Below are 23,845 nucleotides of genomic sequence, written 5' to 3'. Positions count from 1 at the left end.
ACTACTGTGATTTTGCGTACATATAGCTTATTCATTTAGTTTTGGTCTAGTTTGTAAATATAAATTCAAATCTGGACTTGAACCGCTAATAATTACATCTCGAACCATTTTAGAAAGTGCCATACTATATACTAATCCATTATCTCCATACGCATAGATAAAGTGACAATTTGGAAACTCTTCATACATTCCAATTATAGGTAAACCATCATGAGTACCACCATAAAAAGCGCTTAAATAAAATTCAGGTTCAACCGTAATATTTGGAAAGAGCTTATTAAATTCATTCACTAATTTCTCTTTTTTATGGATTAATTTTGAATCTCTTTCTTGAGCAATGTTTGTATCTTCATCTAACCCACCTATAATAATCCTGTTATCTGCAGTAGTTCTCATATAAATATATGGTCTCGCAGTTTCCCAAATGAGAGTACGTTTATACCAAGAAGATAAATCTTCTACAGGATTAGTAACAATTGCATACGAGCTAATTAGTGTAGCGTTCTTTTCCTTTTTAAATTCCAAACCTTCATATCCTGCAGCCACAATTACTTTATCGGCAGTAATAGAATTGCCCCCTTTTGTATAAAAAACAGCACGTTCTTTCTCTAACTTTTTGCCAACAATCTCTGTATCTTCATAAATGTGGACTCCTTTATTAGAAGCTTGTTTTAATAAACTATGTGTAAATTTATACGGATTTATTTCACCATCGTTATACGTATAAATAGCTGCACGTTTTTTAAATGGATATCTCTGTCCAATTTGTTCCTCTGATAGCCAAGTCGCTTTAAAATCATGCTTATGTAAATAATACAGTTCTTTCTCTAATTTCTTTATATCCTCTTCATAACTTGCATAATATAAACTGTCACGTCGTTTAAAGTCAGAGCAATAAGGTGAATTTTGATCAGCATATTCAATATCATTAATAGCTTGTTCACATAATTTCATATGCTTAACTGCATACTCTTCTCCAAATGTATTTACAAGTTCAAAAAACATCTTGTCACCTAAATATTGAATAAGTGCTGTATTTGTAAGGTTACTTCCGTGTCCTACCTTTCTTTTATCAACGACAACAATCTTTAAATCTGATTCACTTAAATAGTATGCGGATTGAGCACCGGAACTCCCTGCTCCTATTATTAGTACGTCACATTTTATATCTTCTTCCAATTGAGGATAAGAAGGTGTATTAGAAAAAGTTGTGTTCCAATATAATTTCCCTGTCTGTAAATCCATTTAAAGTGCACCGTCCTAAATAAAATAGTTATATCCCCATCTGTATCTCCAAATCATTCTTACTATATACTTCTTATCAAAATTATTCTTGCTATCATTAAATTATTAGTACAATATGTTTGTCCACTCATATTTGGTATTAAACTAAGCTTATAAAAAGTTAATAGTATATATATTATTTATTTTCATTTAGAAATTTAAGAACTTGGTTAAAAGCTTCTTGACCTGCTGGAGTGTTCATTTTAAATTGAAATTCATGCGCTAACTTCCCAGAGATATTTTTATCGAAGAAAAGTGTATCTACAGGTACTCCTTTATTTTGTAAAGTAGAAGCTAATGCTTTAGCTTGCTCTTCAAATGATGCAGTATTTCCATCTGTAATGAACGTTGGTGGATAATCTTTTGTAACGTGTTGATAAATAGAGGCGATTTCCATTTCAGGTAATGTTTCAAACTTCTTTTTCCCAAAGTAAGCCCAGCCAGTAGTACGCATAAAGTCTTGCACTTCTTTGGATGTTTCCATTTTAGCTAATGCAGGCATATTATACGGACCGCAAAATAGCAGTATACCTTTAATTGTAGAAGGAGCAACAATAGCGTCGATTCCAGTTAATTTCGCATAATCTGGAGATGTTTGAATAGTAACGAATTGTCCAGATATTTGCGCTCCAGCAGAATCTCCGGCAAAATACAGGTCATCTAGTTTCACATTATATTTCTTTGCATTTTCTTTTATATATTCGTAAGCCTCACCAAGTTGTAGTACTGGTGTAGGATACTTTCTTTTAGGAGCAAGAGCATAATTTATATTTATTACTGTATAACCACGAGCAGCTAATTCTACTGCATAACCAGTAATGTCTGATTTATCTCCACCTACAAACCCACCCCCGTGCACCCAAAAAATAACAGATTTTTTTCCCGTAAGGTTTTTGGGATAAATAATATCTAATGTACCATCAGGAAATTTAGAATTATAATTGATATCTTTAACAATTCGTGTCTCTTTTAGAGCATTTTTATAATTGTTAGATTGAACAAACATTCCACCTTCAAATGCTTTTTTTATGAGAAGCGCTTTTGGAATAGGTGAAACATTCCAAAAAACAACTCCCGCAATAATCAATCCGAAAACAATACAAATAATTAGCAACATTCTTTTTTTCCATATTATTTTAGGTTTTAACTGTTTTATTGTCATAATTAAAGAATCTCCATTATTTTTAATAATAATCTTAAAATAAAGTGAAACTTTAATCAGTGGGGGTTTTCTTCATCCCCCACTGATTATTAGTTGAACCAATCGGACTTTTATGGGCAGTTGATCCCCCGCCTAACTTCTTTGCTTTCGCTGAATTTTGAGGTGGGGGTCTTACTGCCCATTAAAGCGGGATAAATCACAACATAAACTTTTATTTCCCACCTGCTAATCCGTCCTTAAAATTTCATCCAAAAGGTTATATATTTTTATTATGTACATATTAGATATCTCCTATAAAACACATTAAAAATTCAAACAAAAAGAGCAAAAGATCCCCATTTATAGAAGATTTCTTTTGCTCTTTGTAAAAGACATAAGTCCAAATAAAAGTTGCTTATCTATCGATAATTTACACATAAGAATGTATTTGTTTTACTACTTGATTAGCAGAAACTTCAACAACTGTTTCTTTTCCACCTGTTCTATCAATCTTGAAACCATGAACTTTAACATTAGAAGGCACTAACGGATGATGACGAATCATATCTATACTCTTCTCAATATTTTCACTAACATTTTCTTTTCCACTTAGCCATTCCTCAAGACTACCACTTGAAAATTCAGGCATGCAATTTTTAAAGAGATAGTCTAGTTCCTTGTTATTTTTTATGGAATCACGTTGAATTTGTAGATTAACTACATTAGTTTCTTTATCCTCTATTCCGACAACAAAAATTTCTTCCACATTTTCTTCATAAATAGCAATAATAATAGACCTCATTATATCTCCAAAAGGATGTACAATTACAGAATCGCAGCTGTGTATAGTCAACATATTTTCTCGTTTAATGTTAGTTACTTGTTGGACAATAGGCTCTATTCCGTGTTCAATGTCTGTTAACAATAAAACCTTTTTATTCTTTGCATTCATATATAGCACTCCTTCTTCATGATTGTATTTATGAAACTTTTAAACTAGTAACGATAGTTGATTATTCATGACATGATTGTTACCAATTTTTCCATTGTCCTTCTGGATCAACACTCGCCAGTCTAACCCATCCATTTTGAACTTTTTCTCTAAATGTGAAATCCTTATTTAGCAAGCGTTCTATATATTCAATAGGCGCTTGAATTACGATGAGTAAACGAAGTGGTGAGTGATACGTCTCACTATCTGACTGCATAACGGATTGCCAAGGTAAGCCTGATAACAAATCACTTGCATTTCCTTGCATGACACCGAGACCTGCCGTTACAGTTTGTGTTGTTTTATTCCCACTACCATAATAATGAGGGGCTACAGTTGAAGCGTAATATTGTAGATTGATCCATTGCGCTACTGTTCCTGGTCCCGCTATGATGCTAGCTAATATATCGCCACTTTCATCCTGTTTCCAATCATAATTATGAAGGAAAGCCCTACCTTCTAAGTCACAATCCTGCGTTAATTCTCGCTGTCCGATGATAAAAGATGCATTACGGGCTAATCCCCATTCTGGACGTATTTCACTCCAATCTTCTGCAAATCGATGTGCCTCTTTACTCGGATTTTTTATTTTCGTTTTAAAATTAGGTAATTGTGTTAAACGCTCTCTGTTTGCATGTTGGCTCACATTTGGCATAACCGACTCAATACGATCAAATGCTTCTTGCGCAGCTTCCGAAAGTTTTGGGACGTAAATCCATTCCAATTCGTCCACTGTTGTTTTATGTTCAGCTGCTACAAAAATGGTGTCCTCAGGAATTTTAATACCTTCAGCAGACAACGCCTCTCTTACTTCTGGAAGATTACATAAAGTAGCAAAAACTCTTGCATTGAATCCTCCTGCTGCTCCGCCACAAGCACCACACTCAAGCGCTGCAGCATAAGGGTTGTTCGTACTTTGACTACTATGTCCGCACATTACAACTAAAGGCGCGAATTTTTCTGTCAATCCCACCATTTTTAAAGCTTGACGCACATAGTTCACTTTTTCTTCCTTCGTAAAACCGATCGGTATCTCACATTTTGTATCATGAACATGATTAAGTGAGAATGTTGTATCCGGTTTTTGTAACATCGTTTTACGAAGGTTACGAATGAAACTGCCTACTCTTCTTGGCACAAAACTTCTTGTCACCATTTGTAAGCCAAGTAAAGGGCCACTTACCTCAGGTAGTAACATACTTGTCAATACATTTTGTTTCATCGTCTTAAACGTATAACTTACTGAGCTGTCTATCTTCTTGCGTTGTTTATAATTTTTAAATTCCTTTTCATCCGTGAGTTCTTTTATTTGATGTTTCGGTTTTAATATAACTGGCAAAGAAGGATGACTGTCATTACTACCTAATTCACTAGTCGCAATTGGTAACCCGAAGAAACCGGCTATTCCAAACGTTTCGAACGGACCTAATTTTTCTAGGTGGCGACGAAAAGGTTCTGAACGTACATCAATACAGAATGCTAATTGAGCTAATACATGTTTTTTATCATTCGTTGCACGTTGTTTAGAAGCGATCTTCTCCCTTAATTGCTCAGCATGCGTCTGTTCCCAAGCTTCCAGCCAAAGTTTCCTGCGAATATTTTCATCAAAACGATAGGAAAATGCTAATAATTCACTTTGTTCAGTGGCAGACATTTGTAACCATTCCTCTATTGAAATATCCCCCCAATAGATCCAAGAAGCTATAAGTGGGACAACCTCAACTTTTTTCTCAATCTTTTGATTTTTTATAGGTAAATAAGGTTTTACAATGGCTAGCTCCATAGAAATTCGAACTGCTAAATATTCAATCATAAGTTCCTGTTCCTGAATTGATTGTTGGGAACGCCATCGTATCATTCCTGCCCATCCAGGCAAAGCAAGCAAGTGCCCTTCAAGGTAAGCTTGCTTGTTAGATTCAGAAATTCCTAGTTCAGATAATGCTTTTGTTAAAGCTCCCTGGGCATCTTGTGGCCAATCTTTTAAAACTTTACGCTCATTTTTACTGAGCGCTGGATCAAATGTAATAAGGTGGTGCCATGCACGATACAAACCTTTCTCTCGATTTGGCATCGTCCAACTTGACCCGGAGTCATCCAAATATAATTTACACCATTTAATAATGTGATAATTAAGAATATCAGATAGGTTTTCACCCTTTTGATTCTCTATAAGTGAACTTACAGGTTGCAAAGAAGAGTCTTTCATACTTCCTGTATTTATATAGCTTAATTCTTCTGCCAGTTTATTTAATTGTGGCGATGATACTAGGCTAGAAGGTAATTCCTCTAATTTTAAAGCTGCTTGGCAAAACTGCTCCGCTTTCTTTCGCGGGATATGAAAAGATTGTGAATCAAGCCAACGAGACAAACCACTTTGTAAAAATGATTCCTCAATCTCCCCTTTTGCCTTTGCTGAATGAATCATTGAAGCACTCGGATATATATCCACATTACGAATTTCTTTTAACCAATCTGCAATTTGTTCAAATGATTGTTTTTCAAGTCCCATCCAAGGGTGATGAGCTGCAAATGTAGCGATTGGCCAAAGTGGTGCAATCACTCGGCTAGCAGATTCAACTAAATCATTTATATTATTTTCTTGTATTTCAATGTTTGTATCTTTCTTTTTTAAAGTTTCTTTCATTGCTATTGACGGTATGCTCATCACGAATTACCTCCCTTTGATACATAATGTTTCAGATAGCTTGGATGACTTTCTACTGACTTTTGTCGCGCCTCACCTACTCGAACGAACCAAAGATACATTACAGCAAATATAGTAGAAGATTGATTACGAGTAACGAGAGTACTAATAGCACTACCAAATAATAAGAGACATATAACAAAAATAACGGCTGGATCTGAAGGTTGAACATTTTGATACATGTCAGTATGCAACCATTTATAAAGAGAGTTATGAACGGTAAAGTAAATGAGAGAAAATCCAGCTAAAAGAAATACGCCAACAATTCGTCCCATTCTTCCCTCTCCAAAAACAACAAGTTGTTTCCATGAAAAATATAATGACCACCCTAAAATAAACGCACTAACTAATTCATACCCTTCTCCAGAAGTCGTAAACCAAAAAGCAATCGCTATAAATAATCCGAAAACACGTCCGACCATAATCCATAAATTAGACATCTTTTCATTAGACTGCTTCACTGCCCCAAAACGTTCTACTGAAGAACCAGCTTGTAAAAACAGTGTAGCTTTAAACAAGCCATGTAAAATTAAATGAATAACAGCCGCTAAATAAGCTCCTAATGCGCATTGAATCAGCATAAATCCCATTTGTGCAATAGTTGATCCCACTAGCTGACGTTTATAATCAACTTGAACTAGGCTAATTCCTGTTCCGATTAAGACAGAAATACTAGAGAAAATTAGTAAAATGATTTGTGCAATATCATCATGAAACAGTGGCGAAAATCTAGTTAACATGATACCGCCAGCATTTACTAACCCCGCATGCATAATAGCAGAAACAGGAGTTGGAGCAACAGCCGACTCAATTAACCATCTTTGGAAAGGCCATTGTGCTGCTGGAATCATCACAGCTACTATAATGAATAAGTTAATTCCTGTTTTCTCCAACGTTCCAAATTGAGCTACATTTTCATTCGTTACAACTGATGTTAACTGCCACTGTCCAGTGATTTGAAAAAGCCAAATGATAGCTGCTAGCAAGGCGATCCAGCTTATTGTAAATAAATAACTAGAAATTTTTGTTGCTTCGCTAACTACTTTCCACCCTTTATTTAGCCCTATGAGTAAAACCAATCCTATAAGAGTTGCTCCCCAACAAATAATCATGAAACGAAGATCATTACTTAACCATGCAACTGAAGATACACCTGTAGTAAATGTAAAAAGTGCAAAGTATTTTCTATATGAGCGATCCCCCAGTAAGTAACGTATAGAAAAACGTTGAATGATTAAACCAATTGTAAGAACAAAGAAAGCCATGAACCAAGCTAAAGTATCTAAATGCCAAGGCCCTACAACGCTATCTCCATTGTGATTAACAAGTGCGAGTAAAGAAACCAATGAAGGCAAAGCAGCGATACCAATATGGATATGAACAAAACGTAAAGGTATCCTTGCATGTAAAAACAATAATCCACTTAGCCAAGAAGCACTAAGCGCCATAAAAAATAATGTTAACAATGTTGATGAACTTAGCGAAATTAACATGTAAATACTCCCTTCTAAACGAAAATAAACTATAAGAATTCCTTTTCATTACGATAATTTTTTAAATTTTCATTCCCTCTTTTTAGTACATCGTTTTTTCCCATAAAAAAAACCGACAACTTCCATAATTCAATGATTTTATATCATCATTGAATTATGGAGATTGTCGGTTTCCCTTCAACTAACTTCAATAAAGTTTTTTGAAGAGCTCCCATTTTATAAAAGAATGTATGTATTACTCCTATTAAAAAGAAAAGTATATTTCTGATCTCCTAGATTATACAATCAATATATCAATTTATGCTATGCGCCATCTTTTCATTAAGAAACTTTTTCATTTAGTCAATATTACATATTAAAAAAATGCTAAAGCCTTAATTATAGCAAACAGTTAAAATAAGCATCTATTCATTTTTAAAACAATTATAAGATAAACCATATTAAGCATTTTGTCAATTTTTTTATCAGTTTTTAAGATTTATTATACGTAAATAACTTCAAATTTTTAATTATTATCATGTTAATAAATATAAATAAAGTGCGAAATTTTTAGGTTTCTTAATTATCTCCCTCTAACTCTACGGTGGTTTTAATTTTTAAAACTTTTCCTCAAGATTATGAAACAATTTAAAAATCATTACTCGTTCACCTGTACGAGAGCTTATATCCGTATGAAAACTTTTCACTTTCTCTCCAGTTAATTCTAGTATGATCTCTTTCAAATCGTCAATTCCAGATTCAACTAGCTCCGAACGATTCTTCTTTATCGTTAGCATACCATCTTTCGTTTCGCAAACAGTATATTCAGCCGGTGTTAAAATACCTTGTAAATTTACGATAATCATATCTCGTAATATATCTGTCTTAACAGATATAGATCCGCGTCCTAGGTAGTCCTTCTCCCAGTGCGTAATTGCTTTACTTATCTCTGATTCAATAGAGCCTTTTGAGTTTTTCATTTATGTATCCTCCTTAAATAAAATAAATTTACAATAACAATATAATAATCTGGATTGATTTTATTTTCAATTATTGAGAAAGATTTATAGGAATCGTTGTAAAGTATCCTTTAGGATTAAATTAAGTTTTTATATTGCGATATACGTTTTTTGATTATCCCCAATAAGATAATCTTACTATAAAGACTCTGTTGCATACATTTCTAAAAAGGACATTCCGGAGAAAATAAAAAAGCTCTTGTAACGTAATACATAAACGAAAGAGCCGATTTCTTTATAAAATATTAAATCGACTTTTGTCTTAGTTATTGATTTAATAATAAAAACACTTTTTAAAAGAAATAAGCTTATACTATAGACGTTTATTTTTCTAGAAGTTTAAACGAAAATGCCCCTCATCATTGTATACCCTAAATTCATACCCTTTTTCTTTATAAAATTTAATGATTTCAGGAAGAAGTTGTAATGATAGCCTTACTATTGAAAGTCTATTATAATTTTGTCATTGCAATTCATTTGAATTACATAAAAACCCAGAGGAAATTTTATTATTTGGAGGTACTCCGATGAACCTTTTAATTAGAAAGTTAGAAAAAAATGATGTAGACAATTTCCCGGAGATTGATGACAGTTTTATAGTGAATGCTCGGTTAATGCTTTCTCTTTCAAAAGTAAATAGACGCATAGAATATACAGTAGAAGACGTTCCGAGTTATGAAAAAAGTTATTTACAAAATGATAATGAAGAACTGGCGTACAATGAATATATAAATAAGCCAAATCAAATAATTTACATAGCACTGTTACATAACCAAATCATTGGATTCATAGTATTGAAAAAGAATTGGAATCACTATGCTTACATAGAAGATATAATGGTGGATAAAAAATATCGTACACTCGGGGTTGGTAAAAGATTAGTTGTTCAAGCAAAACAGTGGGCAAAAGAAGGCAACATGCCAGGTATCATGCTTGAAACACAAAATAATAATGTCGCAGCATGTAAGTTCTATGAGAAATGTGGATTTGTAATTGGTGGGTTTGATTTTCTTGTTTATAAAGGCTTAAATATGACAAGTGATGAAGTTGCAATTTATTGGTATTTACATTTCGACTCTTAACGTTAAACATAGTCAAAATAAAAACCCCAATCTCTCCATATTAAAATTGAGAAATTGGGGTTAAGTTACTTAACAATATTTTTATTTAAAACCAGTAACTTATTAATAATCCTGCTGATAATAAAAAGCCAAAAATCGTATTTGTCATCGCTGTTGATTTCATGGCGATGCGCATATACCCTGGATCCTTTGCACCTTTTTGGAAACTTTGAATTGCAGAGATTGGTTTTCTCAAACCTAGGAACATAACTAATGCCCAAGGGCTTATATAACCCATTAATACAATTACCGCAATCCATAAATAAGCAACGAAAAAGGCTACAGCTAGTGTTACTACAGCTTTTTCTCTCCCAAGGAGGATTACTAATGTCTTTCTTCCACCTTTAATATCTTCTTCAATATCTCGGATGTTATTTGACATGTTGATTGCACCGACTAAAATTCCAATTGGAATGGAAATCAATACACTTTCAGTCGTTATTGTATTCGTTTGAATAAAGAAAGCAATAAGTACAAAGCATGTCCCCATTAACAAGCCAGAAACTAATTCTCCAAACGGAGTGTACGCAATTGGTAATGGACCACCTGTATATAAATAGCCAACCGCCATTCCGATTAAACCGATGACGACTAACCACCAGCTACTATTCATACAAATATAAATTCCGATAAGTGCAGCTAGTACATACAATAAAAGTGCGACTGTTAACACATTTTTTGGTTTCAATCCATGACGGACAATTCCGCCACCAATTCCAACAGAATCAGCCGTATCTAATCCACGTTTGAAATCATAGTACTCATTAAATAAGTTCGTCGCTATTTGCAATGCTAAACATGCAACCATCATCGCAATAAATAAAAGCCAATCAATTTTGGCAACATAAAGTGATGCCACTGTTCCTAAAATCACAGGAGAAAACGTCGCCGTTAACGTATGCGGGCGCGTCATCTTCCATATTAATTTAGCGGAACTAATTTCTTTTTCATTCCCCATAACTCTGTTCAATCTCCGATACGATAAACTTAACTAAATCTATACAATTCAATCAAATTTACACAAGTTAGTGCTTCAAAGTGTTCTCGCAACCCCAAAGGGACGAGGGGTATAACACTCCACACGAGGCAGTATCGTTACCTCCTATTATCAAGCATTTATTTTACCCATCTTGATAAATTTATCGCAGCATTTACATCCCTATCGTGATAGCTATTGCATGAAGCACAACGCCACTCACGAATCTTTAAACTCCACTGTCCTTCTGCTTGAACTGAATGGTCGTATTGAACTCCGCAACATGAACAAATCTTGCTTGAGGCGAACCATTTATCAGCTTTTACATACTCAATGCCATACTTCTCGCACTTGTATGATAAACATTGAAAGAAGAAGTGTAATTTTTGAAAGGAAAATGCTTTCGATAGTTTTTTGTTTTTTAACAGGTTTGAGATAGATAAGTCTTCCACAACAATTCTCATTGGTTTGGTTTTCACCAATTTAGCTGTTGCTTGATGGATATGGTTATTTCGGATATTCGTAATTTTTCTAGATAACCGCAGGTGCTCCGCTTTCGCTTTTTCATATCCAGCAGATTGAATTTTCACACCTTTTTTAAATCTTCTAGACATATCTCTTTGTGCTGACTTTTTCCTTTTCAAAAGTTTTTTAACCTTGGCATCTTTGTTTATATTTCGTTCTTTCATACCATTAGAAGCTACAAAAAGCTCTTTTAAACCAACATCCACACCAATCGACTCATTCGTTAGTTCTTGTAATTCAAAGTCTTCTTGGAACCCTACACTAATCCACCAATGACGACCATCAAAGGTAACTCTTGGATTGGATGGTTTTTTATTCCTTGGTAGTTGTTGGCTTGTTTTCACTTCTCCAATAGACTGAATATGAACGACTTTCTTTCCTATAACCAGTCTTTCATAATTGGCATAAAATCCTTGGATTACATCTTTTTTGGATTTATAAGAAGTGTGATAACCATTTTTGTACTTTTTGAACGAATGTTTTCTCGCCGTATCAAAATCTTTTGAAGCCTGTTTGGGAACTTGTGCATTGATTTCTTTTAACCACTCATACCTCTTTCGCTTCTTGATCTTTGTAAATCGTTTCTGTAAAGCTAACTGTGAAACAGATTTTCCAAATAGCTTATAGTATCTATCACTCATTCTTTTACAATAGTTATAAGCAAATCTTGCAGCACCAGCATGGTTTCTAAGCACTTTTTCTTGTTCAGGCGTTGGAATCAGTCTAACTTTCTTCGCCAATATCATCAGAATGTAACTCCTTTAATGAAAGATTTGTTCTTCTGAATCGTAGCGTGTTCCACCAGCATTCTCCTGAGACTACTCGGATGCAAACCTGTTAATTCTGATACTTGACTAACTCGTAAAAATTTCATTATTATTCTTACCTCATTGAACCAAACATAGCACGTACGTTCGATAAAATCAATGAAGTTTGATAGATTCAATCAAATTTATCTTGTTCAACTAAGGGCGCAATTCCTTAGCCAGTTCTCTTATGAACTTCTCATGTTTTCACATGAGCGCAGACTATATGTTTATCTACTTAGAGATAGAGGATTTTTCCACCACCATAGGCTTGTGATGTACTCTCGTCAGTTATACGAGATAGTCGTTGAACGTTCATCTTATCACTTTTGACTTAGATGATTCGAGGCGGAAGACCCATTGTTCTAGTGTTTAGGATTTAACCTTGCACAATCTGATTGATTTTTTCTGCTTTCGCGACATTCACGCTCGCTATTTCTAGCCACGTTGTAGTTCAATCAGCTTTAGGGATTGCCCGCAGTTAACCCTCACTACTAGCCAATCACTTGACTAGCAGGGCTTACTGATATATTTAATTAACTTTCGTTATAATTGGTTAAATAAATCGTAACAGTTAGTTACCCTACATTTAAGTATAAATTACTAGCAGTATCTTTCTATCTGTTTTCTGCTTCACATCCATTATAGCAAAAAATGAATTGGTAATAGAACTGTAATGCTCTTGCTTATCCCACTATCACTCTTGAATTCAGTTTTTCAAAAGAAAGTCCGTTGCTCACATTCGAACAACGGACCTTTTTTATTTGAACCAATGTAAAACATCCTCAGCAATCTCTTCCGGTCTATCCCAATGCATTAAATGCCCTGTATCTTTGTAAAGCTTAGTCGTAATATTAATACGCTTCTTAAATTCTGCTATCTGCAATTCTCTTATTTCTAAATAATTATCGGGAAGATCGCAATACAATAATAAAATATCGCTTTTAATTTCATTCGATTTCAATGTTTTATACACCGTATATTGAAACTTAATTACACCTCTAGCGGTATCGCCAGTAGCATGCCATTTTACTTTACTATCTTCTTCCCTCATTAAGTCATAAACCGCACGTTCTATTAATGGTGACCACCTGCTGTAAACCATTTTTTCTGATTGGAGGAATGCTTCTTTACTATCAAAAATATATTTATCAAAATCGTTTTCGTAATGGGTAATTTCTTCTTCTAATGATCGCGGTGGACACTCTCCTTCTTTCTCATCTTTATATAGATTCGCAAAATAATCCGCATTCATTTTGCCATGATGATAACCACCATCTAACAATACCATTTTATTCACTTTTTCTGGACATTCTGCTGCATAGTGAAGCGCAACGCTTGCGCCCCATGAATGTGCTACTATATAAAAGGTTTCTTTTCCTATGTGCTCAAGTAATGCTACTACCCAATTTGTTAAATGGAATGCACCATAATCTTCATCCTTCTCAAAATTTGGTGTTTTCCCATGTCCAGGTAGATCAAACGATACGATATGATATTTATCTTTTAAAAGTTCCGCTATTTCTATAAAACTTAATTTTGTACTTCCTAAACCATGAAAACAAATGATTTGAGGGTTACTTTTATCCCCCCACTCACAAACACTTGCCTTATATTCACCAAATTCTACAAAAAAGTGATTCATTTTTAATCTCCTCTAATTATTAGATGTAAATTAGTTTGAATGCAAAATTGTTTTTTCAGAATAAACAAATTCTACAAATGTATCCAAATCCCTTTTTCGTAAATAATTTTTATAGAATACGAGAGTTAGAAAGCACCAAATGCTTATCATTTAAGTTAATGGTTAGATTACATCTTCACGCTTATGAAATGAATATAGTTTAATAATTGTAATATACGTTTATCATATGTGTGATGTTTCAAAGTTCTATCCAGTCCATTTTTTGCTACTTGTTTTCTTTCTTGTACATGTTCCAAATAATACTCCGCTTTTTGTATAAACTCCGATGCACTATTAAAAGTTTCTATTTCAACACCTGGTATGTAATGTTTTGCTACATCTGGACGTATATCAGTTAATTGAAAAGAACCTACGGCATTAATTTCAAACGTCCTATTATTTACTGAATACGCTTGAATATTTGCAGAATTACAATTCAATTCCTGATCAATTAGTGAACGATGCAAATTTATATTGATTTTAGTAGATACGTAAAAATGTAACGCATCTTCATACTTTGCAAGTGGCAAGAGTTGAATTTTATCCTTTAATCTTTCATAATTCTTTAACTTCTCCCAACCGAATCCTACAATTTTCATGTTCTTCCCTACTAAATACTCTGCAATCGAATCAACAAAGTGAATTCTATTTTCAAATGCTGTACCTATAAAACTAAGATCATACTTATATGTATCTTCTTTAGGAGAAGGTTTAAATACCTCTTGATTTGCTGCTAAAGGGAGATGAAATACATTCTTACATCCTATCCCCCTATAAAACTTGATACAATTTAAATCTTGCGTAAATATGTAGTCATAAAACGGAACAACGTTTTGTGTTACATCCGTATAATAAGGATCGTCTGTTAGCCAAAGCCCAGTAGTAAACCCTGCCTTTTTTAAGAATGGCATAATATGATTAAATTCTTCACTTAAACCGCTTAATACCAAAATAAAATCTGGTTTCATTTTTAACGCGGTTTTTATAGCTTTTTCTGGACTCACCATACTTGTATCGCTGTTTACCTTTTGTAAACTATTCAAAATTGCTGCTTCGATCATTGGATAATAAAAAGGAATTCCTGATTGAATAAATAAAATTTTCTTAGGAGTGTTGTCTTTCATGTCCTTCCTCCTATACATATTTTCTCATTCTCAAAAAATCACTTTATATTCTGAGTTTAGCTAAGGCCCTTTTTATGTAGGCTCTGCAATCTTTATTCATTTTCATAACATCCTACTTTATATTTATAAGCATCGTTTATGTCCATTATGTGGAACTTTCCTTATTTTATAGGCTGATGGGATTTGAGGAGGTGTCATAAAGGGAATAAAGTTAGGTTATATTCAGCCAAATTATTAAACATAGAAAATGAGCATATAAAAGAAAGAGCCTACTCGTATGAATTGGCTCTTTCTCTTTTACAATATCTACAAAAATATGATTAAGCGAATAAAAAATTATTCCCACACAACTCCCCGTCGCTCATATTCCATTCTATATTCAACAGCAGCTGCAATTTTAGAACTTGCGAACTTTTCCGTAATCCAAAGTCCTAAATCAATTCCTGAAGTAACTCCCCTTGCAGTAATAATAGCCCCTTGATCCACAATTCTGTAAGGAAGAAGTTCTGCTCCATATTTATTCATTTCACTCTGCGCCAAATGATGCATTGTTGCCTTTTTATCATTCAATATACCGGATGCAGCTAGTAGCATACCTCCTGTACAAACACCAGCAACAATCGTTCCTTCATTGTGCATCTCCCTAATCATTTTGGTTAAAGTACCAAGCTCTGCTTGCTTTCGTGCCCCGTGCTTTGCTTTATGATTCCAGCCACCACCAGGTACAATTAACAAATCTGGACGATTATCCATTCGTAAAAAATCATGTAATTGAACCGTAACTCCGAACGAGGTAGTAACTTCTTGTTTTGGTTCACTTGATACGAATTCAACTGTAAACGGAGCCCCTTCTTCTATCGCTCTATTTAATACTTCAAAAGGTGCAAAGGAGACAAGCTCTCCAAATCCATCAAACAATACAATTTGTATTTTCATTTTTAGAACACCTCATATGGTTTCTTATTTGAATCCCCAATTAGGAGAATACATGTTATGTACAAATTAATAATGAAGATAGTCTTTCTCCCCTCACTCTATAAACTTCCAAATGTTCTTCTAATTTCCTCTTATCACTTATTACACTTAGTGTTTTCTTCACAAAATTCCAATTTAAACTACCGGATAACCATAGTAACGAAGAAAGTCTTTTGTAATCATTTGATGTAACAATATTATGAGCCTTATACCCTTCTAAAAATGCACTAGCAACACTTGAACATACTTCATGCGAATGTATTCCTTCTGTTCGAGAATACCACTTTAGTAAAAAGGCTAGTCCTTCAATACGATCAACATATCCAATTGATTCGACATCTACAATTCCTTTTACCTGCTCACTTGAGTCCCATAAAACATTCAAAGGATTTAAATCTGTCTGTACGATAAACTTTAATTCACTCGTATATGCACACTCTATATGATATGTAGCTAGCTTTATATACTCCCGTAATTCTTTGCATGCGTTTGCCTTACTTTCTAACATATGAATAAACTGGGCATACCCATCCAAATGTGATTTCTTTTGAAAAATCGAGCTTTGAAATTCGCAAGATATGTCATGAATCTTTCTTGCTTCCTTTCCAAAGGCTTTTGCGATAGCTTCTGTACAATGTGTAATATGTTCTCCCTCAATCCAATTAGACAAGACAAATCTGTATTGTTCCTCATTCCAAGCGACAAGTGTAAATGGCTCTCCTGCCCTATTCTTATTTATCTGCATAAAAGGAATTCCATGTTCGCGTACATAATACGTAAATCGTACTTGCTCTATCAGTTGTTCGTTTGATAACGCTCCAAAAGCTGGATTGATTGTTCGCTTGCTATTTATAAATCTTGCGGAATATCGCTTTCCATTTACGATAATTTTATAGTGTAAATCTGTATGCCAACTATTATTATGTAATTCTTCTTCCACTGCTAATGTATGAATTTCTTTAAAATAATTTATTAATACGTCTTTTATTATGTGTTTCATCCTATTCTCCTTACATGTAAAAATCCTCGATGATAGGTTTGTAAAATACACTTAATTTACTCAAAAGGAAAATAATATCCTACGTAATTAAACACATTTGTAAACCCTACATTTTCCACAACTGCGATAGAAGACTTGTTCAATTCCATACAGTCCCAATATGGAGTAATGTCATTCTCCAAACAATCTTTCACAAAACTATGAGCTATCGTTTGAGCTAATTTTCTCCCCTGGTGCTCTTCTATTGTTTCAATATCTATACAGTGTATATTTTCAAATACAAATCCTGAAAAACAAACACTCACAATTAGATCACCATAAACAATGCAATAACCGATTCCTTCATTGAAAAAACAATCTGGTGAAGACCAAAACTCTAAAATTTTTGATTGTAAAAAATCAATGTTCTTAAATGTGTTATTATTATTTTCATAGAGAGCTTTACTCATTTTTAGCACAGTATATCCCTGTTCAAATTTAGGCTCATGATGATTTTCATAATCCTCTTTTCTTAGCATATACACTCTTTGATTCCAACTCTTTAAGTTACGGTGCTGAAATATTCTTTCAATTGTTTTGTTCCACTTCGAATGATTCCCGATTCCTTCAAAGCAATCTAGTCCTGCTTTCCTCGCCTCAGGTACTATTACATGATTAATAAAACGATTCATTTCTTTATTAAACTCTTCATTTTCAGCATTTCCAATAAAAAAGAAGCCATCATTATTGCCTAACCAAATAAGCCCCGAATTAGGGGAAGATATGTTATCTACAAATATACGACCAGGATTCACCCCTGCAATTACAGCTTTGACTTCTAATTGACCTCTTTCATTTATTAAACTACTACATTTATAAAAATCATTCTTGCTTAATTCAGAAATCATAAGTTAAACCACCTTTCCTAAACCAATCTATTCTAACTTTATCATTCCGTCAGAATATTCTCTATTTAATTTAGTGTTTTTTGTAAATCAATGTAGTCTATGTATAAAAAGAGTCAATCTCCTATGCAATAGAAGATTGACTCTTTCCTTTATTTATAAAAATTGTTTCATACATTGAAGCTCAAACTACTCTTTTTCCTACGAGATCATCAAATCCCAAATAAACATGTGAGGGTATAGTTGGGAACATATAATCGGTATGACGAAAAAGAGTAACTATTATTACATCATCCTTATTTAAAACTCAACCAAGCATCCGCCCAGTCCGCATGATCATTTCCGTTACCGTTACCTGCATCATCAACGACTAGTTTTAATTCTTTTTTACCTGTAAGATCAACATCAACAACCTTTGCTGGCGTATTATAGTACATTGTACCGCTATTAAATACTTCTGCCCCATCAAGCAGTACTTTAAATACGACCGAACCGCCTTTACCACCAGGCTCCTGGTCGATTCCTACGTATGAATGAAATCGTTTGTAAGTTGCATTTGATATGTCGTACGTAATTTCTGACTTCGAATGCGTTCCGATTCCTTTTTTGTACGTAATCGGCCCTATCGTTCCGAGTAATGAAATTGGATTTTTGTCGGTACTTTTATCCTTTTGAACCGTTGCCCAGCCAGCAGTTGCTTTTACCCATGAAATGTCACTAAGGTAGATGCCGCCGGAAGCAACTTGCACTTTCGTTGATGTTACCACCGCATTCCCCAATTTTACAGAAACTCCAACTTCTTTTACTCCTTTAAACTGGGATGGTGGCGTGATAACAAACGAATATGTTTCCTCTCCTCCTGCTGGTAATTGAAAGTCTGTCGCTAATGGCTGCGCATTCCAGCCTTCTGGTAATTGTAATTCAATTTTTCCAGGTGTCACTTTTTCCTTTATTTCATTTTGGACCTTTACCTTTAATGTAGTCGAACCACCTTCACTATTAATTGGATATGGGTCAACATTTGCCGAAATTAGCTTTACTGCTGGCGTTACTTCTATTTGATTCGATTTACGAACCGTCCCGCTATCTGTGTTTACTTCCGCTTCAATGGAATACTTATTAGCAACTATATCAATAGGGACAGGTAACTCCACCTCAATTGTTTTTGATTGTCCTGGTTCAACGCCTTCAAAAGCTACTTGAATCGGTTTCACATTCCAGCTCTCTGGAGCCTTTACAACCACTTCTCCAGATGAAGATTTCAACGTACCAAAGTTTGATAAGTTTGCCTTTACCTTAACTGTATTTCCTGCTGTTACACCGTTCGGAGATTCTAGATCGAAACTAAGCATAGACTCAATTTTATACTTTTTACCTGCTTCCGTTTTAAATGAAATCGTATCGCCATCCTTCGTAAATGACACCGGTGTATTCGTCCCAACTTTTGTCACAGTAAACGGTGTATTGAACATTGGACTTTTTAACTTTACATCGTTTCCGTGATCAGAAGTCACCTGAATAACTGTAGGCGTGCCATTTCTCCAGTCCGCATCGATCGTAAATGCACCGCGTGCTCTTAATCCTTTATAAGAACCGTCCTTCCAAGCTTTCGGAAGTGCAGGCAATAGTTGAATGGAGTCGGTATGGCTTTGAATTAACATTTCAGCAATTCCTGATGTTGCGCCAAAATTCCCATCAATTTGAAACGGCGGATGGGTATCAAATAAGTTGCTGAGCGTACTTCCAGTAAGTTGCCCTTGCAGGATTTTATACGCATGGTCACCATCTAACAAACGTGCCCATAAATTAATTTTATTCGCTTTACTCCAGCCTGTCCCCTCGTCACCACGATGGTTTAAAGTAACTTTAGCAGCCTCAAGCCATTCCGGTGTATTGTGATTAATCATACTTCCTGGATATAGCGCAACTAACTGGGATATGTGCCTATGCGTTTCGCCAGGGTCATCTATATCATCCTTCCACTCTTGCACCTGACCATATCTACCAATTTGAATTGGTGGGAATAATTTATCCCTTTTCGCCTTTAACTCATCCCGAAATACATTATCAATCTGTAAAACTTCACTCGCTTCAATTACATTAGAGAACAACTCATATACTAACTGTTGGTCAAAGGCACATCCATTAGAAATTCCACCAAGCTCTGGAGACCAGCACGGAGAAACAACTAACTTCTTATTTTGATCTTCTACTAAAAACTTACTATGAAACTCTGCCGCTTCTTTCAGTATCGGATAAATCTTTTCTTGTAAGTATTGTTTATCATCCGTAAACTTGTAATGCTCCCAAAGGTTTTGACCAATAAAGGCATTCGCACTAGGTGCCCAGCCCCAGCCTAATCCCCATCCAGGCGCAGTAAATCCAAATGGATTATTCATCGTGTTAACGGTCCACCCGCCGCCTGTAACACCAAAATGTTTTTCTGCTGAAACCCTTCCCGGTTCTCTCAATGAATCAACATAATCCATTAATGGCTCAGCTGTTTCAGACAGATTTGTCACTTCTGCAGGCCAATAATTCATTTGGAGATTAATATTAAAATGATAATCACTTTCCCACGGTGGTGTGTTCGAATTATTCCATACCCCTTGTAAATTTGCAGGAAGCGTTCCTGGTCTTGAAGAAGAAATAAGCAAATATCTTCCATATTGGAAGAATAGTTCTTCTAAATACTTACTGTTTTCTTTACTGTAAGATGCTAGTAGTTCATTTGTTGGAACGGATGGTTTTTCTCCTCCTAAATTTAAAGAAACACGATTAAATAAAGAGTAATAGTCTTTTATATGTGTATATTTTAAAACCTCATAACTCTTGTTAGAAATAGCGGACATAATTTTTTCAACTTTTTGATGTGGATCTTCCCCCTTATAACTCGGGTACTTATTTTCATAATCAGTAGCTGCAGTCATAATAATTGTTAAACTATCTGCATTTGCTACTTTAATTTTTCCATTCTCTGCTGTTAATGTACCGCCTTCATTTAGTACTTTAAGTTCCGATTCATATTTCATTCCATTATTCGCTATTTGTCCTTTTATCGTGATTTTGTTATCTTTGGACGTTACTTGCCCTCCCTGTGCACTCGTTGGTCTAACATCTAATGAAAGCTGTTTCGATTCACTAGCAGTTAAACGCATGACCATAACGCGATCAGGGTAACTTGCAAAATATTCCCTATTATATTGAACACCTTTATAGTTATAGGACACCGTAGAAATTCCCTCATTTAAATTTAATTCCCTGCGATAATTGGAAAATGAAGATCCATCTGGCATATTAAAATCTAAGTATATGTCCCCAAAATTTTGATAGGAACCAAAACCTTTTTGGAGACCTGTGAGAAATTGCGTAGATTCCCTTTCCGCTCCTGATTTATCACCTTTTGATAACTTTTCTCTAATGCTACCTAAGTGACTCGCTGCCCCATCACGATTCCCGTACGTATACTCACTCGTACTGCTTGGTCCGCCAGTCCAAAGCGTTTTTTCATTAAACTGAATACGTTCTTGCTGGACTCCACCAAAGACCATTCCACCCATATAGCCATTACCGATTGGCAATGCTTGTTTTTCCCAATCTTTTGCTGGCTCGTTGTACCAAAGTGATAGTTTCTTTCCCTCTGGTTTTGGAGTTTCAATCGTAATAGGTGATGTTGCTTTTACCTTATTAAACTCTCCCGTACTTCCTAAAGAGAATAATACAGTACTAAAAAGCAATCCTCCTGTTAACAGGTTTTTAAGTTTCAAGTTTCCATCCCCTTTTGAAAAGCGAATGTAAAGTGTCCCCTTCTACGCATTGACTTATTTTATTCTCCCCTTGAAATTCGCTGTTCTTTTATATAAAAGCATAATAGGCAAATATAAACTTGCCTATTACACCTCTTTTTCCTTTTTAAAAACGAACTAATTATCTAGTAAATGCAGCAGCTACCCCACCATCAACTGTAATCATACATCCCGTTGTTTTATCTGCCTTTGAGGAGGCAAAGAAAGCAATTGATTCAGCAATGTCTCTCGAATAGATATTAACTAATAATGTTGTACGTTTACGGTAATGTTCCTCTAATTGATCAGGTTCGATACCATATGCTGCGGCACGTTCTTCACGCCACTTTGAACCCCAAATAGCTGACCCTTGCAATACCGCATCGGGAAGAACTGAATTTACGCGAATACCATACTCACCGCCTTCAGCTGCAATACATCTCGCTAAATGCGTTTCGAGTGCTTTTACAGAACTGTATGCCGAAGCATTTTTTCCGGCATACACAGAATTTTTCGAGCCGACAAATACCATATTCCCGCCAATGCCTTGCTGTTTCATTTGCTTGAACGCTTCACGTGCCACTAAAAAGTAGCCTGTTCCAAGTACGTTCATATTTAAATTCCATTCTTGAAGTGTCGTTTCATCAAATGGACTAGACGTCGCAAGTCCTGCATTATTCACGATACTATCAACGCCTCCGTAAGTAAGAGCTGCCTTTTCAAATGCCGCCTTTACTTCTTCTTCTTTTGTTACATCCATTTTCACAGCAGTAGCACGACCTTCGCCGTACTTCTCGTTAATTTCGGCCGCAACTTTTTCTGCCCCTTCAAAATTCAAGTCAGCAAGCACGACATGCGCACCTTCTGAAACGAGGCAGCGTCCCGTTTCGCTTCCAATTCCGCCAGCACCACCTGTAATAAAAACAACTTTGCGAGAAAATTCCGCTTCAGCCGGTGCTAACGATAATTTATACAGCTCTAGCGGCCAGTACTCCACATTGTAAGATTCATTTTCATTTAAAGAAACGAAACGTCCGAGCGTTGTAGCACCTTTCATTACCGAAATTGCCCTATGATACAGCGCACCACTTACTTTTGACATTGCCACATTTTTACCGGTATTCACCATACCGATACCAGGAATTAAAATAACGCGAGGTGCAGATTCAAACATTTTGTCTCCTTCGTATTTGTTACGTTCAAAGTAAGCTTTATACTCATCTTTAAAGTTTGTAACACCAGATTTAATACTCTCTATTAATCCGTCTACGTTTTTTGTTTGCGGATCCCAATCAATATAAAGAGGACTGCGCTTTGTATGAACTAAATGATCCGGACAAGCTGCTCCAACTTGCGAAAGCTCTCGTGCATCGTGGCTGTTTACAAATTGAAGTACTTCATCTGTATCATCATAAGATAATAACATTTTCTTTTCGTCGCTAACTGCCCCGCGAATAATCGGCATTACTTTTGCAAGAATGCTTCTACGCTCTTCTACTGAGAGTGTTTCGTATTTTTCACCTCCGAATACAGTATTTTCATTCACTCGTTCATTGATGTATTGTTCTGCCTCATTAATAACTGCAATTGTTCTTTCATAGCTTTCCTTCGCCGTATCTCCCCAAACGACTAGGCCATGTTTTTCCATTAACACGAGTTCAGCATTTGGATTATTTTTCACACCTTCTGCAATCATTTTAGATAACGTAAATCCAGGACGCACATACGGAACCCAAACGAAACGATTGCCGTAAATCTCCTCCGCAATTTGTCTTCCATTATGTGCGCAGCAAAGACTAATAATGGCATCTGGATGTGTATGATCCACATGTTTAAAAGGTAAAAAAGCATGTAATAATGTTTCGATAGATGCACGTGGATGCTTACTGTCAATCATACAATGAGCTAAATACTCTACCATTTCTTCATCTGACATTTCTTCCCGCTCCATTAATAAACGAATGTCTTCCATTCTTAAACCCGTAAAATTTTGTGCTTTCATCGTTGCTAAATCTGATCCACTTCCCTTAACCCACATCACTTCTATATCACGGCCGCGGAAATCTTTTTCAAATGTCTTTACCGATGTGTTTCCGCCTCCCCAATTACATACAGCACGGTCTGTTCCAATTAAATTTGAACGATATACTAATTCGTCTACTCCTTGTGATAATTGTGATGCCTTTGTTTCATTCCATAAACTGTTAACCATCTTTTTACCCCCGTTGTTTTTTTATTGTTCTATTATTTCGGATACGAAAATAGTGTGTATCCGTTTGTTCAAGAGTTTCCTATTACTTGCGATTTTTTTAAACACTACAATTGTTACACTTTCATTCCAATGCGAAAAAATA

The 23,845-nt window shown here is 35.1% G+C and carries 16 protein-coding genes and 1 pseudogene; 1 reads left to right on the top strand and 16 read right to left on the bottom strand.

Going from position 1 to position 23,845, the window contains the following annotated elements; translation table 11 throughout:
• Positions 1 to 27: 27 nt before the first annotated feature.
• The 7 genes and pseudogenes from LMD38_RS11380 to LMD38_RS11350 form a co-directional block, all read right to left on the bottom strand.
• A complete protein-coding gene (locus tag LMD38_RS11380; RefSeq protein WP_000365728.1) occupies positions 28 to 1,245 on the bottom strand; it encodes an NAD(P)/FAD-dependent oxidoreductase in 1,218 nt (405 codons plus the stop codon).
• Between the two features lie 175 nt (positions 1,246 to 1,420).
• Positions 1,421 to 2,446 (bottom strand): alpha/beta hydrolase, encoded by a 1,026-nt coding sequence (locus LMD38_RS11375; RefSeq protein ID WP_062821132.1) that lies wholly within the window; start codon positions 2,444 to 2,446, stop codon positions 1,421 to 1,423.
• 409 nt (positions 2,447 to 2,855) lie between these two features.
• A complete protein-coding gene (locus LMD38_RS11370; RefSeq protein WP_062821131.1) occupies positions 2,856 to 3,377 on the bottom strand; it encodes a carbonic anhydrase in 522 nt (173 codons plus the stop codon).
• 79 nt (positions 3,378 to 3,456) lie between these two features.
• Positions 3,457 to 6,081 carry a DUF2309 domain-containing protein gene (locus tag LMD38_RS11365; protein WP_062821130.1) on the bottom strand — a complete coding sequence of 875 codons (2,625 nt, stop codon included), beginning with the start codon at positions 6,079 to 6,081 and terminating at the stop codon, positions 3,457 to 3,459.
• The gene (locus LMD38_RS11360; RefSeq protein ID WP_062821129.1) at positions 6,081 to 7,613 is read right to left on the bottom strand and encodes an NADH dehydrogenase subunit 5; all 1,533 of its coding nucleotides are present in this window, start codon (positions 7,611 to 7,613) and stop codon (positions 6,081 to 6,083) included. The genes LMD38_RS11365 and LMD38_RS11360 overlap by 1 nt, the downstream gene beginning before the upstream one ends.
• Positions 7,614 to 8,209: 596 nt before the next feature.
• The gene (locus LMD38_RS11355) at positions 8,210 to 8,572 is read right to left on the bottom strand and encodes a Na-translocating system protein MpsC family protein (RefSeq protein ID WP_000798158.1); all 363 of its coding nucleotides are present in this window, start codon (positions 8,570 to 8,572) and stop codon (positions 8,210 to 8,212) included.
• Between the two features lie 370 nt (positions 8,573 to 8,942).
• Positions 8,943 to 9,041 (bottom strand): annotated as a pseudogene (locus tag LMD38_RS11350) (peptidoglycan N-acetylglucosamine deacetylase); the annotation flags it as partial.
• 97 nt (positions 9,042 to 9,138) lie between these two features.
• On the opposite strand from LMD38_RS11350, the gene satA reads away from it, so the two are divergent.
• A complete protein-coding gene (gene satA, locus LMD38_RS11345) occupies positions 9,139 to 9,693 on the top strand; it encodes a streptothricin N-acetyltransferase SatA (RefSeq protein WP_062821128.1) in 555 nt (184 codons plus the stop codon).
• A gap of 85 nt (positions 9,694 to 9,778) precedes the next feature.
• Here satA and menA read toward each other — a convergent pair whose 3' ends face one another.
• The 9 genes from menA to LMD38_RS11300 all read right to left on the bottom strand — a co-directional run bounded on the left by menA (position 9,779) and on the right by LMD38_RS11300 (position 23,703).
• Complete coding sequence (gene menA / locus LMD38_RS11340; RefSeq protein WP_227585537.1) at positions 9,779 to 10,690, bottom strand: 1,4-dihydroxy-2-naphthoate polyprenyltransferase; 912 nt, start codon at positions 10,688 to 10,690, stop codon at positions 9,779 to 9,781.
• Between the two features lie 158 nt (positions 10,691 to 10,848).
• Positions 10,849 to 11,979, bottom strand: a complete 1,131-nt coding sequence (locus LMD38_RS11335) for an RNA-guided endonuclease InsQ/TnpB family protein (protein ID WP_228920296.1) — start codon at positions 11,977 to 11,979, stop codon at positions 10,849 to 10,851.
• Between the two features lie 820 nt (positions 11,980 to 12,799).
• On the bottom strand, positions 12,800 to 13,684 hold the full coding sequence (locus LMD38_RS11330; protein ID WP_227585581.1) for an alpha/beta fold hydrolase: 885 nt from the start codon (positions 13,682 to 13,684) through the stop codon (positions 12,800 to 12,802).
• 167 nt (positions 13,685 to 13,851) lie between these two features.
• Positions 13,852 to 14,847 (bottom strand): CgeB family protein, encoded by a 996-nt coding sequence (locus tag LMD38_RS11325; RefSeq protein WP_227585582.1) that lies wholly within the window; start codon positions 14,845 to 14,847, stop codon positions 13,852 to 13,854.
• A 336-nt stretch (positions 14,848 to 15,183) separates the two neighbouring features.
• The gene (locus tag LMD38_RS11320; protein WP_227585583.1) at positions 15,184 to 15,783 is read right to left on the bottom strand and encodes a DJ-1/PfpI family protein; all 600 of its coding nucleotides are present in this window, start codon (positions 15,781 to 15,783) and stop codon (positions 15,184 to 15,186) included.
• 55 nt (positions 15,784 to 15,838) lie between these two features.
• Positions 15,839 to 16,822 carry a phosphotransferase gene (locus tag LMD38_RS11315; protein ID WP_227585584.1) on the bottom strand — a complete coding sequence of 328 codons (984 nt, stop codon included), beginning with the start codon at positions 16,820 to 16,822 and terminating at the stop codon, positions 15,839 to 15,841.
• A gap of 56 nt (positions 16,823 to 16,878) precedes the next feature.
• The gene (locus LMD38_RS11310) at positions 16,879 to 17,709 is read right to left on the bottom strand and encodes a GNAT family N-acetyltransferase (protein ID WP_227585585.1); all 831 of its coding nucleotides are present in this window, start codon (positions 17,707 to 17,709) and stop codon (positions 16,879 to 16,881) included.
• A gap of 293 nt (positions 17,710 to 18,002) precedes the next feature.
• Entirely contained in the window at positions 18,003 to 21,473 is a 3,471-nt protein-coding gene (locus tag LMD38_RS11305; RefSeq protein ID WP_227585586.1) for a glycosyl hydrolase family 95 catalytic domain-containing protein, read from the bottom strand.
• 160 nt (positions 21,474 to 21,633) lie between these two features.
• Positions 21,634 to 23,703, bottom strand: a complete 2,070-nt coding sequence (locus tag LMD38_RS11300; protein ID WP_062821344.1) for a bifunctional aldolase/short-chain dehydrogenase — start codon at positions 23,701 to 23,703, stop codon at positions 21,634 to 21,636.
• Positions 23,704 to 23,845: the final 142 nt, after the last annotated feature.

The sequence above is a fragment of the Bacillus pacificus genome (assembly GCF_020861345.1).
Classification (GTDB): domain Bacteria; phylum Bacillota; class Bacilli; order Bacillales; family Bacillaceae_G; genus Bacillus_A; species Bacillus_A pacificus.
Note: the sequence above shows the minus strand (reverse complement) of the source record. Positions and strands in the feature narration are given on the sequence as shown.

What these genes read in the sequence shown, in the direction of transcription:
- LMD38_RS11315 (WP_227585584.1), bottom strand. Translation starts at nt 16,822, where the DNA reads ATGAAACACATAATAAAAGACGTATTAATAAATTATTTTAAAGAAATT.
- LMD38_RS11335 (WP_228920296.1), bottom strand. Translation starts at nt 11,979, where the DNA reads ATGATATTGGCGAAGAAAGTTAGACTGATTCCAACGCCTGAACAAGAA.
- menA (WP_227585537.1), bottom strand. Translation starts at nt 10,690, where the DNA reads ATGGGGAATGAAAAAGAAATTAGTTCCGCTAAATTAATATGGAAGATG.
- LMD38_RS11325 (WP_227585582.1), bottom strand. Translation starts at nt 14,847, where the DNA reads ATGAAAGACAACACTCCTAAGAAAATTTTATTTATTCAATCAGGAATT.
- LMD38_RS11365 (WP_062821130.1), bottom strand. Translation starts at nt 6,081, where the DNA reads ATGAGCATACCGTCAATAGCAATGAAAGAAACTTTAAAAAAGAAAGAT.
- satA (WP_062821128.1), top strand. Translation starts at nt 9,139, where the DNA reads ATGAACCTTTTAATTAGAAAGTTAGAAAAAAATGATGTAGACAATTTC.
- LMD38_RS11375 (WP_062821132.1), bottom strand. Translation starts at nt 2,446, where the DNA reads ATGACAATAAAACAGTTAAAACCTAAAATAATATGGAAAAAAAGAATG.
- LMD38_RS11360 (WP_062821129.1), bottom strand. Translation starts at nt 7,613, where the DNA reads ATGTTAATTTCGCTAAGTTCATCAACATTGTTAACATTATTTTTTATG.
- LMD38_RS11310 (WP_227585585.1), bottom strand. Translation starts at nt 17,709, where the DNA reads ATGATTTCTGAATTAAGCAAGAATGATTTTTATAAATGTAGTAGTTTA.
- LMD38_RS11355 (WP_000798158.1), bottom strand. Translation starts at nt 8,572, where the DNA reads ATGAAAAACTCAAAAGGCTCTATTGAATCAGAGATAAGTAAAGCAATT.
- LMD38_RS11380 (WP_000365728.1), bottom strand. Translation starts at nt 1,245, where the DNA reads ATGGATTTACAGACAGGGAAATTATATTGGAACACAACTTTTTCTAAT.
- LMD38_RS11330 (WP_227585581.1), bottom strand. Translation starts at nt 13,684, where the DNA reads ATGAATCACTTTTTTGTAGAATTTGGTGAATATAAGGCAAGTGTTTGT.
- LMD38_RS11320 (WP_227585583.1), bottom strand. Translation starts at nt 15,783, where the DNA reads ATGAAAATACAAATTGTATTGTTTGATGGATTTGGAGAGCTTGTCTCC.
- LMD38_RS11370 (WP_062821131.1), bottom strand. Translation starts at nt 3,377, where the DNA reads ATGAATGCAAAGAATAAAAAGGTTTTATTGTTAACAGACATTGAACAC.
- LMD38_RS11300 (WP_062821344.1), bottom strand. Translation starts at nt 23,703, where the DNA reads ATGGTTAACAGTTTATGGAATGAAACAAAGGCATCACAATTATCACAA.